This window comes from Streptomyces sp. NPDC001544 (assembly GCF_042894285.1).
Taxonomy (GTDB): domain Bacteria; phylum Actinomycetota; class Actinomycetes; order Streptomycetales; family Streptomycetaceae; genus Streptomyces.
The window spans coordinates 171,266-186,221 of sequence record NZ_JBIAVN010000003.1; the positions used below are offsets into that span (position 1 = coordinate 171,266).

At 70.5% G+C, this 14,956-nt stretch carries 17 protein-coding genes and 1 pseudogene; 9 read left to right on the plus strand and 9 right to left on the minus strand.

What is annotated here, in order from left to right:
• Positions 1–66 precede the first annotated feature (66 nt).
• Complete coding sequence (locus ACFY0F_RS10670; protein ID WP_388791664.1) at positions 67–336, minus strand: chorismate mutase; 270 nt, start codon at positions 334–336, stop codon at positions 67–69.
• Positions 337–652: 316 nt separating this feature from the next.
• Between ACFY0F_RS10670 and guaA the strand changes: the two genes are divergently transcribed.
• Entirely contained in the window at positions 653–2,230 is a 1,578-nt protein-coding gene (gene guaA / locus ACFY0F_RS10675; RefSeq protein WP_388791666.1) for a glutamine-hydrolyzing GMP synthase, read from the plus strand.
• A gap of 13 nt (positions 2,231–2,243) precedes the next feature.
• On the opposite strand, the gene ACFY0F_RS10680 is transcribed toward guaA, so the two are convergent.
• The gene (locus tag ACFY0F_RS10680) at positions 2,244–2,717 is read right to left on the minus strand and encodes a pyridoxamine 5'-phosphate oxidase family protein (protein WP_388791668.1); all 474 of its coding nucleotides are present in this window, start codon (positions 2,715–2,717) and stop codon (positions 2,244–2,246) included.
• A gap of 77 nt (positions 2,718–2,794) precedes the next feature.
• On the minus strand, positions 2,795–3,421 hold the full coding sequence (locus tag ACFY0F_RS10685) for a hypothetical protein (RefSeq protein ID WP_388791670.1): 627 nt from the start codon (positions 3,419–3,421) through the stop codon (positions 2,795–2,797).
• A 178-nt stretch (positions 3,422–3,599) separates the two neighbouring features.
• Between ACFY0F_RS10685 and ACFY0F_RS10690 the strand changes: the two genes are divergently transcribed.
• The 3 genes from ACFY0F_RS10690 to ACFY0F_RS10700 all read left to right on the plus strand — a co-directional run bounded on the left by ACFY0F_RS10690 (position 3,600) and on the right by ACFY0F_RS10700 (position 6,524).
• Positions 3,600–4,394 (plus strand): class II aldolase/adducin family protein, encoded by a 795-nt coding sequence (locus ACFY0F_RS10690; RefSeq protein WP_388791672.1) that lies wholly within the window; start codon positions 3,600–3,602, stop codon positions 4,392–4,394.
• 192 nt (positions 4,395–4,586) lie between these two features.
• Complete coding sequence (locus ACFY0F_RS10695; protein WP_388791674.1) at positions 4,587–5,864, plus strand: IPT/TIG domain-containing protein; 1,278 nt, start codon at positions 4,587–4,589, stop codon at positions 5,862–5,864.
• 126 nt (positions 5,865–5,990) lie between these two features.
• A complete protein-coding gene (locus tag ACFY0F_RS10700; protein WP_388791676.1) occupies positions 5,991–6,524 on the plus strand; it encodes a DoxX family protein in 534 nt (177 codons plus the stop codon).
• On the opposite strand, the gene ACFY0F_RS10705 is transcribed toward ACFY0F_RS10700, so the two are convergent.
• Positions 6,521–6,757: a hypothetical protein gene (locus ACFY0F_RS10705; protein WP_388791678.1), complete on the minus strand. Its 237-nt coding sequence runs from the start codon at positions 6,755–6,757 to the stop codon at positions 6,521–6,523. The genes ACFY0F_RS10700 and ACFY0F_RS10705 overlap by 4 nt on opposite strands.
• On the minus strand, positions 6,744–8,117 hold the full coding sequence (locus tag ACFY0F_RS10710) for a PspC domain-containing protein (protein WP_388791680.1): 1,374 nt from the start codon (positions 8,115–8,117) through the stop codon (positions 6,744–6,746). The genes ACFY0F_RS10705 and ACFY0F_RS10710 overlap by 14 nt, the downstream gene beginning before the upstream one ends.
• Positions 8,118–8,295: 178 nt before the next feature.
• On the opposite strand from ACFY0F_RS10710, the gene ACFY0F_RS10715 reads away from it, so the two are divergent.
• The 3 genes from ACFY0F_RS10715 to ACFY0F_RS10725 all read left to right on the plus strand — a co-directional run bounded on the left by ACFY0F_RS10715 (position 8,296) and on the right by ACFY0F_RS10725 (position 10,484).
• Positions 8,296–9,588, plus strand: a complete 1,293-nt coding sequence (locus tag ACFY0F_RS10715; protein ID WP_388791682.1) for a PspC domain-containing protein — start codon at positions 8,296–8,298, stop codon at positions 9,586–9,588.
• Complete coding sequence (locus ACFY0F_RS10720; protein WP_388791684.1) at positions 9,585–10,295, plus strand: LuxR C-terminal-related transcriptional regulator; 711 nt, start codon at positions 9,585–9,587, stop codon at positions 10,293–10,295. Before ACFY0F_RS10715 ends, ACFY0F_RS10720 begins: the two co-directional genes overlap by 4 nt.
• A gap of 63 nt (positions 10,296–10,358) precedes the next feature.
• Positions 10,359–10,484, plus strand: a complete 126-nt coding sequence (locus tag ACFY0F_RS10725; protein WP_388791686.1) for a hypothetical protein — start codon at positions 10,359–10,361, stop codon at positions 10,482–10,484.
• A 61-nt stretch (positions 10,485–10,545) separates the two neighbouring features.
• Here ACFY0F_RS10725 and ACFY0F_RS10730 read toward each other — a convergent pair whose 3' ends face one another.
• Entirely contained in the window at positions 10,546–10,941 is a 396-nt protein-coding gene (locus ACFY0F_RS10730) for a winged helix-turn-helix transcriptional regulator (protein ID WP_388791688.1), read from the minus strand.
• Between the two features lie 144 nt (positions 10,942–11,085).
• On the opposite strand from ACFY0F_RS10730, the gene ACFY0F_RS10735 reads away from it, so the two are divergent.
• Complete coding sequence (locus ACFY0F_RS10735) at positions 11,086–11,958, plus strand: SDR family oxidoreductase (protein ID WP_388791690.1); 873 nt, start codon at positions 11,086–11,088, stop codon at positions 11,956–11,958.
• 28 nt (positions 11,959–11,986) lie between these two features.
• Here ACFY0F_RS10735 and ACFY0F_RS10740 read toward each other — a convergent pair.
• Positions 11,987–12,097, minus strand: a pseudogene (locus ACFY0F_RS10740) (transposase); the annotation flags it as partial.
• 18 nt (positions 12,098–12,115) lie between these two features.
• Positions 12,116–12,691 carry a CGNR zinc finger domain-containing protein gene (locus ACFY0F_RS10745; RefSeq protein ID WP_388791692.1) on the minus strand — a complete coding sequence of 192 codons (576 nt, stop codon included), beginning with the start codon at positions 12,689–12,691 and terminating at the stop codon, positions 12,116–12,118.
• A 142-nt stretch (positions 12,692–12,833) separates the two neighbouring features.
• Here ACFY0F_RS10745 and ACFY0F_RS10750 point away from each other — a divergent pair, with 142 nt between their 5' ends.
• On the plus strand, positions 12,834–14,000 hold the full coding sequence (locus ACFY0F_RS10750) for an epoxide hydrolase family protein (protein WP_388791694.1): 1,167 nt from the start codon (positions 12,834–12,836) through the stop codon (positions 13,998–14,000).
• 16 nt (positions 14,001–14,016) lie between these two features.
• Here ACFY0F_RS10750 and ACFY0F_RS10755 read toward each other — a convergent pair whose 3' ends face one another.
• Positions 14,017–14,925 (minus strand): hypothetical protein, encoded by a 909-nt coding sequence (locus ACFY0F_RS10755; RefSeq protein WP_388791696.1) that lies wholly within the window; start codon positions 14,923–14,925, stop codon positions 14,017–14,019.
• Positions 14,926–14,956: the final 31 nt, after the last annotated feature.

Genomic DNA, 14,956 nt, shown 5'->3' on the forward strand with positions numbered 1-14,956 from the left:
CTCGCCCGGACCAACGAAGCCGCGGGCCGGCCCGTCACGCGCCGGACGGGTGAGGAGCGACGGGACTCAGACGCGGCCCCGGCACAGTTCGAGCAGCGTCATGGCCAGGGACGTACCGGGCTTGCCCAGGGCGTCCCGGTAGCGGCCGAGGATCTCCATCTCCCGGGACAGGTGCACGCGCCGTCCACCGGAGGCGATGCGGGTCTCCTGCACGACGGCGGACACGGCCATCCGCTCCTGGATGAGGCCGATGATCCGGTCGTCGAGCGCGTCGATGCGCTCCCGGGCGTCGGTGATGGTCTGCTCTGCGGCGGTCGCGGCTGTCGTCGCGGTCATGGCGGGGCTCCTGACGGGATGCGGTGCCCCGAGGCGACAGGACCGGGAAAACACAGGCGCCCCGGGCCTGTCGGCCCGGGGCGCCTGGGAAGTCGCTTGGCGGTTCGCTCAAGCAGCACGACCATGGCAGCCGGCGGGCCGGTTGCCATAGGTAAAGAGGAAGGTCGTCTGCGTGAGCATGGGGCCAGTATGCCACGGGGCCCGGCACCGTCCAGCCCGCCGGGCGCGGCAGTCCGAGAGAGACGGCGAGGCCGCCCACGGCCACCCCGGTAGAATCGGCAAGTACAGCCCCCGCCCAACCGCCGGAAGGCACCTCGTGTCATCAGCGAACCCCGCAGCCGCTCCCGACACCGTCCTGGTCGTCGACTTCGGCGCGCAGTACGCCCAGCTCATCGCCCGTCGCGTCCGCGAGGCGCGGGTCTACAGCGAGATCGTGCCGAGCACCATGCCGGTCCAGGAGATCCTCGCCAAGAACCCCGCGGCGATCATCCTCTCCGGCGGCCCCTCGTCGGTGTACGAGGAGGGCGCTCCCCGTCTCGACCGTGAGCTGTTCGAGGCGGGCGTCCCCGTCTTCGGCATGTGTTACGGCTTCCAGCTGATGGCGCAGACCCTCGGCGGCACGGTCGACAACACCGGCGCCCGCGAGTACGGCCGTACGGACCTGCACGTCTCCAAGGCGGCCTCCACCCTCTTCGAGGGCACCCCGGCCGAGCAGGCCGTGTGGATGTCGCACGGCGACGCCTGCTCCGCCGCCCCCGAGGGCTTCACCGTCACGGCTTCCACGGACGTCGTCCCGGTCGCCGCCTTCGAGAACGACGAGAAGAAGCTGTACGGCGTCCAGTACCACCCCGAGGTCATGCACTCCACGCACGGCCAGCAGGTGCTGGAGCACTTCCTCTACCGGGGCGCGGGCCTGAAGCCGGACTGGACCACCGGCAACGTCATCGAGGAGCAGGTCGCCGCGATCCGCGAGCAGGTCGGCGACCGGCGCGCGATCTGCGGCCTGTCCGGCGGCGTCGACTCCGCGGTGGCCGCCGCCCTCGTGCAGAAGGCCATCGGCTCCCAGCTGACCTGCGTCTACGTCGATCACGGCCTGATGCGCAAGGGCGAGACCGAGCAGGTCGAGAAGGACTTCGTCGCGGCCACCGGCGTCCAGCTCAAGGTCGTCGACGCCGAGGAACGCTTCCTCACCGCGCTCAAGGGCGTCTCCGACCCCGAGGAGAAGCGGAAGATCATCGGCCGCGAGTTCATCCGGGTCTTCGAGCAGGCCCAGGCCGAGATCATCGCGGACCAGGGCCCGGCGGTCGAGTTCCTCGTGCAGGGCACCCTCTACCCCGACGTCGTCGAGTCCGGCGGCGGCACCGGCACCGCCAACATCAAGTCCCACCACAACGTCGGCGGCCTCCCCGAGGACCTCGAGTTCAAGCTCATCGAGCCGCTGCGCAAGCTCTTCAAGGACGAGGTCCGGATGGTCGGCCAGGAGCTCGGCCTGCCGGAGGAGATCGTCCAGCGGCAGCCGTTCCCCGGCCCGGGCCTCGGCATCCGCATCGTCGGCGAGGTCACCAAGGAGCGCCTGGACCTGCTCCGCGACGCCGACGCCATCGCCCGTGAGGAACTGACCGCGGCCGGCCTCGACCGGGACATCTGGCAGTGCCCGGTCGTCCTGCTCGCGGACGTCCGCAGCGTCGGCGTCCAGGGTGACGGCCGTACCTACGGTCACCCGATCGTGCTGCGCCCGGTCTCCTCCGAGGACGCCATGACCGCCGACTGGTCGCGGCTGCCGTACGACGTACTGGCCCGGATCTCGACCCGGATCACCAACGAGGTCCGGGACGTCAACCGCGTCGTCCTCGACGTGACCTCGAAGCCGCCGGGCACCATCGAGTGGGAGTAGCCGGCGGGAGTGATCACTTGCGCTTGACGACGCGCAAGGGCTCACCGGGTTTCCAGACCTGCACGACCAGATACGTGTCGTCCTCGACGTAGGTCCGCACGACCTCCGTCGGCTCGGTGCGGAAGAGGTGGAACGGCTGCGGCGGTTCCACCTCTTTCACGTACGCACCCTTGACCCGCGGGTCGTCCACCTCGACCGCCCGCCCACTGATCCGTACGTCACCCGGGCCGGGGTCCGCGCCCGGCCCCGGGTTCGACTGCAGCGCGAAACGCGGATCGCGGCGCAGGTCGAGCGCCTTGAGCGAGTCCGGCATCATGCCGAGCCACAGCTCGCCGTGCAGAAGACGCACCTCCAGGCCGCTGGTGCGGGGCGAGCCGTCCCGGCGCAGGGTGACCAGAACGTGGTGGGTGAAGGCGCCGAAGCGCTCCTCGACGAGCCCGGCGAGCTCGGGTTCCGCGGTGGCGAAGGCCGCCCAGTTCACTGTCATACGGCGAGTGTGGCGCTGATACCCGACACCTGCTGTCGGGTATCAGGGGGGCAATGACAATGCTCTCTTGGTTGGTCTCACACCCCGTACGGCACCGGCCGCACGAACCGTTCACGCCCCGCCTCGTCCGGTTGCGGTGTGCACCCGGCCGCCGTGAGCCGCTCGGCCAGCTTCGCGCGTCGCATCGCGTTGAGGCGCAGGGCGCCCAGCAGGAACGCCGGTATCAGGACGGTGAGCGTGAGCAGGACGGCGTACTTGCCGGTGACCACCGCCACCAGCAGGAACAGCAGCGGGAACGCCCAGGCCATGGTCATCAGCTGCTTGCGGTTGGCGGCGGCGCCGAGGGCGTCGTACTTGATGAGCGTGGTGATCAGGTCGACGTCCGCCTGCGCCTGAGGCACCGGAGTCAGCGAGCCCAGGTACATGCCGGGAACGGGGCGGCCCGGACCCGGGTCGGGGAAGGCCGCCCGGTTCGCCGCCGCGCGCTGCTGCGCCCACGGGCTCGGGTCACGGACCAGGTACACGTGCACGATCTTGTGCTTGCCGACCAGACGGATGTCCGCGTAACGGAAGCCGTAGCACTCGGCGATGTACGCGAGTGCCCCGAACGTCTGCCACTCCGCGAAGGGATGGATCAACTCGACGGTGTCCTGGGACGCGATCTGCCGCATGAGGGCGCTGATGTGCCGGTCGGCGACGGCCATGGGAGCCTCCGGATGGCTCGAAGGTGATGCTGAACTTCAGATTCCGCACACCAGACCCGTGAACCACCGCGAGGGTTGCGTTCCTCTTGAGTGCGTCATCTTTACAGAACTCCCCTGCCCTTTTGACCTGACCGACGGTAACTTCCGCCCCGTAAGCAAACCCAGTGCTGGAGGACCAATGCACGGGCCCACCCCACCTCTGCCGCTGCCCACCGACCAGCTGCGGTTCGCGATGCCGCCCATGCACGACTCGGTCGAGGACGAACGCCGGCACCGCAAGGAACGGCTCGCGGGCGCGCTGCGCCTCTTCGGGCGGTCCGGATTCGAGGACGGGGTCTCCGGGCACATCACCGCACGCGACCCGGAGTTCACCGACTGCTTCTGGGTGAACCCGTTCGGTCTGCCGTTCAAGCACGTCACCGTCAGCGACCTCGTACTGGCCAACCAGGACGGGCAGGTCATAGAGGGCCGCTACCACGTCAACCAGGCCGCCTTCACCGTCCACGCCCAGGTGCACGCCGCCCGCCCGGACGTCGTCGCGGTCGCCCACTGCCACTCGGTGCACGGCCGGGCCCTGTCCGCCCTCGGCGACCTGCTCGACCCGATCACCCAGGAGAGCTGCGCCTTCTACGAGGACCACGCCCTGTACAACGCGTACACGGGCGTCGCGGTCGACGCCGAGGAGGGCCGGCGTATCGCGACCGCCCTGGGCAGCCGCAAGGCGCTCGTACTGCGCAACCACGGACTGCTGACCGTCGGCGACTCGGTGGACGCGGCGGCCTGGTGGTTCCTCTCCATGGAGCGGTCCTGCCAGGTGCAGCTGATGGCGAAGGCGGCGGGCCGTCCGCTTCTCATCGACCACAAGCTCGCGGTGGCCACCCGTGAGCAACTCGGCGGCGACCTCGTCGCCTGGATCAACTACCAGCCCCTGTGGCAGGACATCAGCCGCAGCGAACCCGACCTTCTCGACTAGGACCCGGCAGCCGGACGACCGGGTCAACACCGTAGGGCCGGCTTCACCCGGCATGACCACGCAAGCCGGTCGCGGACGGCGCCGACTAGGGCACAATTCGCTTTTGTCACCGGGGAGTTCCACGGCGACGGCCGGGCCCGCGAAGGGCGGTGCCGGCCGGGCCGGGGGTCGTGGGGAAGGCGGACGTCGGGCGTGGCGGTGCAGCAGGCTGGGCAGGGCACGGACACGGGCGTGCACGCGGGCGGCTGCGCCTGCGGGGACTGTCCGCACGGGGCGCGCGAAGGGCACCGGCGGGCCGTCGCCGCCTTCCTGCTGAAACGCGACGAGTTCGCGGCCGGGCAGGGACTGCCGCCGGCGGTGGCCCACTCCGCCTCGGCGTCCCGGCAGTGGGTCTCCGAGGAACTGACGCAGTCCGCCGAGGCGGTCGCCGAGCGCGGCCGGGCGGAGGGCGGGGTCTGGCTGGCCCGGCTCTGGGTGCGCACCGCCTGCGCGGTGTGGACGGCCGTCGTGCTGCTGTTGCTGACCCAGTCGCTGACCGCGATCGGCGTGGGCTGGACGAGCTCCCGCACCGCCGGACTGCTCGCCGCGCTGGTGACGGCCGGCGCGCTGACCGCCGCGTCCTGGTTCCACCGGGCCCGCGGCGGGGTGCTGGCCCCGGTCATCGGCGAGGACCACCGGATGTCCACCTCCCGTACCGTGGCGGCCGTCTGGGTGCTGTTCCTGGCCTACGCCGTACTGGTCCTGGCCGGCCGGCTGGCCGCCGCCTCCGGACACGCCGAACGCGACATGCTGATCTCCGGCCTCGGCCTCGCGCGGGGAGCGGGCGTGGTGACCGTGCTCGCCGTGGTGTGCGTGATCGCGATGCTGGTCCGGCGGGTGGTCGGCACACGGGTCGCGGCGCAGCGGCTGCAGAAGGTACGTGCCCACCGGCCGCGCGCGGCCGATCTGCTCACCGACGACGCCGGGCGAGGCAACTTCGCCGACATCCAGTACGTCGTCATCAACGCCGTCGCCCTGCTGTTCACCGCCGTACGGCTCGCCCGCCGCCCCGACCAGCTGCCCGACCTGCCGTGGGGGCTGGCGGTCGTGGTGCTGGTGTCGGCGGCGACCTACCTGGCCGGCAAATACGCGGAAGGCGGCCGTCCGGTCATCCACTCCGTGGTCCGCGCCCGTGAGGCCGGCGACCTGGACGGCCCGATCCGCACCGGCGACGACATCGAGATCCGCGGCACCGGCTTCGTCCCACCCGGCGCCCAGAGCGCCGACCGTCTCTCCCGGATGGTGGTCCGCATCGGCGCGGTCAATGTCCACGTCCCCCTCGTCCCGGTCTCCGGCGGCTTCAGCAACCCCACGGACACCGTGCTGACCGTCCCCGTTCCGGCCGAGGTCGAGCCCGGCTCGGTGGAGGTCCAGATCGTGACGGCCGCCGGGGTGGCGACCAACCGGTGCGTGGTCGAGGTGGCCGAATGACAGGGCCCGGCCGCTCCGACTCCTGAGAAATCGGCAAAACGTGGCAGGCGGGATGAACTGCGTCGACCTGTCGTACGTATCGTCCTAGTGAGGGCTCGGCACGGCGGGCGAGAGGCGGCTAGGGTGATGACTCACGGCATGCGAACGGACACGCGGAGCTCCTATCGTGAGGGCGGTGGCCGGGACTGGCGGGATGCCGCCACCTATTACGCACTCCTTCCGCTGCGGGTCTTCCTCGGCGTCACGTTCATCTACGCCGGCCTCGACAAACTCACCAACAGTGCCTTCATGAAGTCCGGCGGTGCCGGCTCCATCGGCGACACCATGCGCTCCGTCCGCGACTCCTCGGCCATCCCGGCCCTGGTCGACCTGGCCCTGAAGAATCCCGTCGGCTTCGGCTGCGGCATCGCCCTCGGTGAACTGGCCGTCGGCATCGGCACCCTGATCGGCCTGCTCACCCGTCTCGCCGCACTCGGCGGCGCGCTGATCTCGCTCAGCCTGTGGCTGACGATGAGCTGGGCCTCCGACCCGTACTACTACGGCAATGACCTCGCCTACCTGATGGCCTGGCTGCCCCTCGTCCTTGCCGGCGCCCCGTACCTCTCCCTGGACGCGCTCCTGCGCGCGAGGCGACGACAGCGCACCGAGGACTTCCGCTAGAGGATCTCGCTCCCGGGGATCTCCGCCGTGTCCGGAGTGCCGCCGCGGCCGCGTATCGCCCGCGTCAGGACGGACACCGCGCCCGCCAGGAACAGTCCGACCACGATGACGGGTATGCCCGCGAACCACGGGGTGTCCCAGGCTCCGCCAGCGTCACCGGCGTACATCACGCCCACGACGGTGAGGAAGAGTCCCGCGACCAGCTTCCCCGGCTCGACCTCATGACGCAGCACGGGTGACCTCCACCTGTCCCACGCCCACGTGGACGTCGATGTCGAGTGTGCCGGTGTTCTTGCCGCCTGCCTTCGGCGGCAGCGTCACTTCCTTGTGCCTGCCCGGCTTCACGTCCACGTCCTTCCTGTCGTCCCCCGGCAACCGGATGTCGCCCACACCCACATCGATGCTCATCCTCACGGTCGCGTCCGTGGGGGCGATCACCTTCAGTTGTCCTGCGCCGACGTCGGCCTCCGTCTTCACCGTCCGCTCCTTGCCCGGGCGCACCCGGCGCAGGTCCAGGGTGCCCCTGCCCGTGCCGAGGTCGTAGCCGGGCCGCACGTCGCTCGCGGTGGCCGGCGTCCATGACGTGCGTATCCAGTGCGTGGTGATGTTCCTGGGCAGCGCCGCCGCGCCGACCAGCAAGGCCGCAGTCACGATCGCCAGGAAAACCGAGCCGGCTCCCGTGCGCCCCAGGAACGCGCTGACCGCGATACCGAGACCGGTGACGGCCAGCGCGCAGGCCAGCCCGGTCTGCAGGCTGACGGCGAGCGGGTGGTCCTGCCATGTCGCGCCGGTACCCAGGCCCCCGGCCAGCAGCGCCAGCAGGAAGACCCAGCCGCCGATCCAGCGGGGGCCGCGCGGCCTGGCGGGCGCGGTGCGCCCGTCACGTATGCCTTCATAGGCGCTCCAGGTGTTGCCGCGGCCGATGTTGACCGCCGCCGCGACGTCCCGGTCGCGCGCGTCACCGGGCCCCCACAGATAGCCGGTGCCGCCGACGTGCGTGCCGTCCTTGACGATCGGGTCGCGCCACCACGACGGATAGGAGGCGGCGACGGGCGGGGCCTGGGCCTCCGGAGGGGCGTCGGCGACGGCCTGCGCGGCCAGCGGATCGGGGTCGATGGCGTCGCGCCGCTGCGACCAGTACCCGGCACCTGCGAGAAGGAGGGAGAGGACCGCCGCGAAGGTGAGCACCCCGCCGTTCTTCAGCATGGTCAGGAAGACCCCGCACCCGACCAGCGCGAACAGCACGGCGGCCAGGGCCTGCCCGTCCACGCGGCCGGTCAGGAGCTTGCGGACCTCGTTCTCCCCGTCGTCCTCGTAGGGCACGAAGAGCCAGGCGAAACCGTAGAAGATGAGCCCGATCCCGCCGGACGCGGCCAGCACCGCCAGCGTGATCCGGAAGATCACGGGGTCCATGCCGGTGTGCCGCCCGAGTCCCGCGCACACGCCCGCGATCATCTTGTGCCGCCGGTCCCGGCGGAACCGGCCGGGGGCCTCGGTCGCGGCGGGCGCGGCATCCGTCGGCCCGGTGCCCCGGCTGGGGCGCGGGCCGGGGCCGGGTCCCGGACCCGTCGCGGCGTGGTGGTGATCCGTCATGTGTCCATGGTGACGGCCGGGGCGCCGCGGCGGCAGTCGGTACGACCCTGGACGAACCCTGAGATCGGCCCTGAGACGCCGCCCGGGACCTGTTCGACGTCCGGTTTTCCGAAGATCAGGGCTGTCTCGGGGCTGGACCCTGATGCCCCGCTGCTTGGGCCGTGTGACCATCGTTGGCATGCCGGAAGCCGCAGCAGTGCCACTCGACGACCCGCGGCCCCTGCGCAAGCTCTACCGCAGCAGCGACGGCCGCTGGCTCGGTGGTGTGGCGCGGGGCCTCGCCGGGCACCTCGGGCTGCCCGTGATCTGGGTGCGGCTCGTCTTCGCGGGCCTGTTCCTGGCCGACGGCCTCGGCGCGCTGCTGTACGCGGCGTTCTGGTTCTTCGTCCCGCTCGGCGTCGGCGGTGTCGGCGGCCAGAAGCCGCCGTCCCTGGTCAGTTCGGAGACGGCGCCGGACGGCCGCCGCAGGCTCGTCACCCGCAGACCGGACCGGGGGCAGATCGTCGCCCTGCTGCTCATGGTCGTCGTGGCCGTGGTCTTCGTCGGCAGCGTCAACCTCGGCAGCGCCGCCCAGGCGTATCTCATCCCCGCGGTCCTCGTCGGCGCGGGCGTCGCCCTCGTCTGGCGGCAGGCCGACAACGCCCGCCGGGCCCGCTGGGTCGAGGTCGGCAGACGGCGCCGCACCCTCACCCTCCTGCGCGCGGTCGCGGGCGTCCTGCTCGTCACCGCCGGCGTCTCCGGCATGTTCGTGCTGCAGGGCTCCGCCGCCCACCTCGGCTCCGTACTGCAGGCCGCCCTCGCGGTCCTCGTCGGCATAACCCTGCTCGCCGGCCCCTACCTCGTCCGCATGACCCAGGACCTCTCCGAGGAGCGGCTGATGCGCATCCGCGCGCAGGAGCGCGCCGAGGTCGCCGCGCACGTCCACGACTCGGTGCTGCACACCCTGACCCTGATCCAGCGCAACGCGGAGAACGTGGGCGAGGTGCGCCGCCTGGCCCGCGCCCAGGAGCGCGACCTGCGCGCCTGGCTGTACAAGCCCGAGGGCAACGGCAAGGACGAGGCCGACGAACCGGCGACCCTCGCCGAGGCGGTGAAGCGCAACGCCGCCGAGGTGGAGGACAAGCACGGCGTCCCCATCGAGGTCGTCGTGGTCGGCGACTGCCCGCTCGACGAACGGATCGGCGCCCAGATGCAGGCCGGGCGTGAAGCGATGGTGAACGCCGCCAAGTACGGTGGCGAGGGCGGCGCCGTGCAGGTCTACGCGGAAGTCGAGGGCAGGACGGTGTTCGTGTCCGTCCGTGACCGCGGCCCGGGCTTCGACCTCGATTCGATACCCGCCGACCGCATGGGTGTCAGAGAATCGATCATCGGCCGCATGGAGCGCAACGGCGGCACGGCCCGGCTGCGGGCGGTGCCGGACGGCGGCACGGAGGTCGAGCTGGAGATGGAGAGGGCGGAGAACACGTCATGAGCGACGCGACCGAGGCGAACGACACAGCGGGGGCGGCGGCGGGGGAGCGCCGGGTGCGCGTGGTCCTCGTCGACGACCACCGTATGTTCCGTACGGGCGTCCAGGCCGAGATCGGCCGGACCGAGGAGACCGGCGTCGAGGTCGTCGGCGAGGCCGCCGACGTCGACCAGGCGGTCACCGTGATCACGGCGACCCGGCCCGAGGTGGTCCTCCTCGACGTCCACCTCCCCGGCGGCGGCGGGGTCGAAGTGCTGCGCCGCTGCGCCCCGTTGATGGCCGACGCCGAGCGGCCGGTCCGCTTCCTCGCCCTGTCCGTCTCGGACGCGGCGGAGGACGTGATCGGCGTGATCCGCGGCGGCGCCCGCGGGTACGTCACCAAGACGATCACCGGCACGGACCTCGTCGACTCCGTCTTCCGGGTCCAGGACGGCGACGCGGTCTTCTCCCCCCGGCTGGCCGGCTTCGTCCTCGACGCCTTCGCCTCCACCGACGCCCCGCCGGTCGACGAGGACCTCGACCGCCTCACCCAGCGCGAACGGGAGGTCCTGCGCCTCATCGCCCGCGGCTACGCCTACAAGGAGATCGCCAAGCAGCTGTTCATCTCCGTCAAGACGGTCGAGTCCCATGTGTCGGCCGTCCTGAGGAAGCTCCAGCTGTCCAACCGTCATGAGCTGACGCGTTGGGCTACGGCGCGTCGGCTGGTGTGAGCGTCCGGTAGGCATGCCGACGATCACACCGTTACGCTGCGGCCGACGGGAGGAGGGCTCGTCATGCTGCTGCGTTTTCGTACGGCGAACGTACGGTCACTGCGCGACGAGCAGGAGCTGTCCTTCGTCGTTCCACCCGGCGAGGGACCCGACGCTGCGCGAACGGTCCGGCTCTCTGACGGCAAGTAGCTGGGGATCTATCCGGTGATCGGGGTCTTCGGTGCCAACGCAGACCGTCGGTCGCCGCCGATTACCGGGTGCGGCCGTCGTACTCTTCGCGGGCGGTGATGACTTCTTCGATGTGCAGCACGGACCATTCCGTGAGCGCCTTCAGCGGTTCCCGCAGCGTCTGGCCGAGCGCGGTCAGCTCGTACTCCACGTGCGGCGGCACCTCTGGGTAGACGGTCCGGCTGATCAGCCCGTCGCGTTCGAGGGTGCGCAGCGTCTGGGTGAGCATCTTCTCGCTCACGCCCGCCAGAGCCTGCCGGAGCCGGCTGAACCGGGAGGGCCCGTTCCGGCCGAGTTCTCCGAGCACGAGGACCGCCCACTTGCTGCCGATCTGGTCGAGCAGGTCCCGCGACGGGCAGCCGCGGTCGTACGGATCGAACGAAGGTATGGGCCCGGTCACGTTCTCGACAGCAGCCATACGGTTCACCTCAATGCTTTCACTCTGGTAAGTACCGTACCAAGAAGTGGCTACTTCCTGGCAGAGAGTGTCCAGGTCATTCTGGGTTCCATCCCGCCGCGGATGGACCGCAGCAAGCGTGCGAGGCACGCGCGGAAGGAAGGAATGACCAACATGCCGATCGTCGTCACTGGAGCCACCGGCCAGCTGGGCAGGCTCACCATCGAGGCGCTGCTGCGGCGCGGCATCCCGGCCGCGGACATCATCGCGACCGGCCGTGACATCGCAAGGATCAAGGACCTGGCCGACCGAGGCATCACAGTACGCCGTGCCGACTTCTCGGACACTGACAGCCTGGCCGAGGCATTCACGGGGGCGGACAGGCTGCTGCTGATCTCGGCCTCGGTCCCCGTGGGCGAGCGGGTCGCCAACCACCGCCGCGTGATCGACGCCGCGGCGTCCGCAGGTGTGTCGCTGGTGGCGTACACGAGCACGACGCACGCGGACACGGCCACCACCGTCATCGGCGCCACGCACGGCGAGACCGAGAAGTATCTGCGGGACCGCAAAATCCCCAGCGTGCTGCTGCGCAACGGCTGGTACCTGGAGAACTACACCAGCCAACTGCCGCAGATCCTGCAGAACGGCGCCGTCGTCGGCGCCGCGGGCGAGGGGCGGATCAGTGCAGCGTCCCGCGCCGACTACGCCGAGGCCGCAGCGGTCGTCCTCACTGCTGAAGGCCACATCGGCGCCGTGTACGAGCTCGGCGGCGACGAATCCTTCACCCTGACCGAGCTCGCCGCCGCGATCTCCGCTGCGGCCGGAAAGCAGGTCACCTACGCTGACCTCCCGGTGACCGACTTCGCTCAGGTACTGGCCGCCGCGGGCCTGCCCGCCGAGCTGGCGGAGGTCCTCGCCGACGCTGACCGCGGCATGAACCGCGGCGAGATGTACACCGACTCCGGCGACTTGCGCCGCCTGATCGGCCGCCCGCCCGTGACCCTGGCCGAGGCACTCGCGGTCGCCCTGCAGCACTGAGGTCGAACTCGTGAGGTGGCCGGGTTGCTCAGGTGGCTCTGATTGTCAGGCCGGTCTCGGCGAGGCAGCCGTCCATGAGTTCGCTGCGGTACTGGATGTGCCGTAGGTCGCACCGGATGCGCTGGACTAGGTGTTCGGGGTGCTGAAGGCGACGCGATTACTTTGCTGATCTGGCGTTTTCGCGATGGTTGGCATGGAAGCGCGCCTTCTTCTGACGGTTCCCGCACGTGTTCATGTCGCACCATCTGCGGGTGCGGCTCTGACTGGTGTCGAAGAAGGCGGCTTGGCAGGTTGGCGATGCGCAGAGGGCCAGTTTTCCGTCTCGTTCGCCCGCGAGGATGCTGATCGCGTCGGCGGCGATGACGCCCAGGGCATCCTCCACGGCGGAAGCCGAGCTGAGCCGCCATTGCCGAGTGCCCTCGGGCGTCAGGATGGCCGCGGCCCGACCCTGAGCGCTGCAGTCATTGATGACCTGGACAGCGGGCTCAGGGAGGGGGTCTTGGCGCGCGGCCGCTGTCGCGGCGGCGTGGATCGATTCCCTCAGCTCCCAAGCGCGTTCGAGCTGGGCGGGGGTGCAGGACTCCACGGCGAGGCCGCTCACCGCCAGCCAGTCGACGAGTCGGTTCGGCGTGGGGATGCGCTCCACGGCGTCGCCATGACGCTCTGACCGGGTCCCCGTGAAGCTGGTCGCCAGCACCTTGCCGAGACGGAAGTCAGGGAACCGAGCACTCATGGAACCACCTTAGCCGGTTGTAAGCCGACAGTGGTGCGTGTTAGAACCGTCTTAGCCGGTTCCACCGACGACCAGGAGGTCTCATGTCCACGCACTGGTGCGTCACCGACGCTGCGGCCGCTCATCCCGGCGGGGGCATTTCATGAACCGTCAGCCCAACGACGTGCAGGCTTTTGAGGCGCACGCAACCGACACCGACCTCGACGACCTGCGCGCGCGACTGGCCGCAGCACGACTGCCGGAAGCCGAGACGGTCCACCGCGCCGCGCCTGACCCTCGCCGATGGGAACAGGGCGTTCCTCTTGCCGACCTCGAGGAGGTCGTGCACTACTGGCGCACCGGGTACGACTGGCGGTCGTTCGAAGCGCGCCTCAACCGGATCGGCCAGTACCGCACGACCGTTGACGGTCTGGGAATCCACTTCCTGCACCGCCGATCCGCGCGTGCGGATGCCACTCCTCTGATCTTGACGCACGGCTGGCCGGGCAGCATCGCCGAGTTCATCGATGTAGTGGACGACCTGGCGGATCCGAAGGATGCGGACGCGCCGGCGTTCCACGTCGTGGTCCCGTCGCTGCCGGGCTTCGGCTTCAGCGACAAGCCGGTCACCACCGGGTGGGGAATCGAAAAGATCGCGGCCGCCTGGGTGGAGCTGATGGGGAGGCTCGGCTACGGCAAGTTCCTGGCCCACGGCGGCGACTGGGGCGGTGTGATCACCACGGTCCTCGGCGGCAGGTTCCCTGAGCACGTGCTCGGCATCCACACAACGACCGCGCAGGCACCGCCCGGGCTGACAACCGACGGGCTGACGGCGGCCGAGCGCAAATGGACCGAGGAAACCCGCGACTTCTGGCGCCACCACGCGGCGTACGCGAAGCAGCAGGCGACCCGGCCGCAGACCATCGGATACTCGCTCGTCGACTCACCGGTCGGGCTGCTTGCCTGGATCCTCGACAAGTTCGCGGAGTGGACGGACACCGAGGACAGCCCGTTCGAGACGATTTCCACAGACCGCGTTCTCGACGACGTCACCCTGTACTGGCTGACGCGGACCGGCGCATCGTCAGCCCGCATCTACTACGAAAGCCACAACTCGCTCGACCCCGAACTCCGGGTCGACGTCCCGTCGGCGATCAGTGTGTACCCCCGCGACATCGAGAAGTGTCCCCGCGCCTGGGCACAGGAGCGGTTCCGGCGGATCGTCCGATGGAGGGCGCCTGAAGCCGGGGGACATTTCCCGTCGCTGGAGGTCCCCGAGTATTTCGTCAAGGACCTGCAAGAGGGCCTCGCGGCAGTGCTGGCCGGCTGACTGGTGGGCGACGCAGTCAGCGTGGGCGGAAGAGGTAGGCGAGGTTGAGGACCACCAGTCCGGCCCAGGAGATGAGCAGTGCGGTGGTCCCGCCGGGAGCGAAGGTTGTTGCGACGGTGCCGAGGATCAGCGAGAGCAACAGGACCCTGAGATCCGCCCTTCGGTCGCGGGCCACAGCTCGCTGAAGAGGGCCGGGCTCCGCCAGCCGTTCGGCGCACACCTCGTCGAACGACGCGGCGACGCGATCGTCGATCCGGTCCCCGAACCGTTCCACGAACAGGTCCACGATCGCGTTCTCGCTGTGGCCTTCAGGGCGCTCGGCGGGCTCGGGGTGCTCCGTCGGTTTCGGGGGGCGCTCGGTCATCGTGGTCTCCTCCAGAGGTGTGGGCGGGGGCGTGGTGGCAGCACCCGCAGTGACATCGGGTCGGCGATGGTGGGGCGGACGATCGCGGCCGGGGAAGCCGGGGCGGCACGAAGCGGTGGCCAGCACGACGCACACGGCCGCCATCGGTAGTTCGGCGACGGCGGCCATCGCGATCGCTGCGGCGAGTTCGGCTCCGGGGGCAGAGGTGACGATGTCGAACCAGGCGTCGACGATCAGCAATGCGGCGGTCGCCGCCGCGGCGAGCGCGCGCCGAGGGTTCCGGCGCAGCAGCAGTACCCCGGTGGCGGTGAGGCCCAGGGCCTCCAGCGCATCCAGCCCCACCCATGCGGCCGACCAGTGCGGGACGCGGGGAGTGGCGGGCAGCGCGGCCCCCAGCACCAGCAGCCAGGGCAGCATCGCGAGACCGCACCCGATCAACGCGATGCCGGGCCACCGCGTGCCCCTGTCAACGGCGAGCGGTGTATGAAAAGGACGCGTCCGCGACGGGGAGCCGTGGGCGCGTCCGTAGCGCCGCAGACCGCCGACTTCGACGAGGGCCATGGGGTCGCGTCTCCTCTCTGATGCGGGCTCA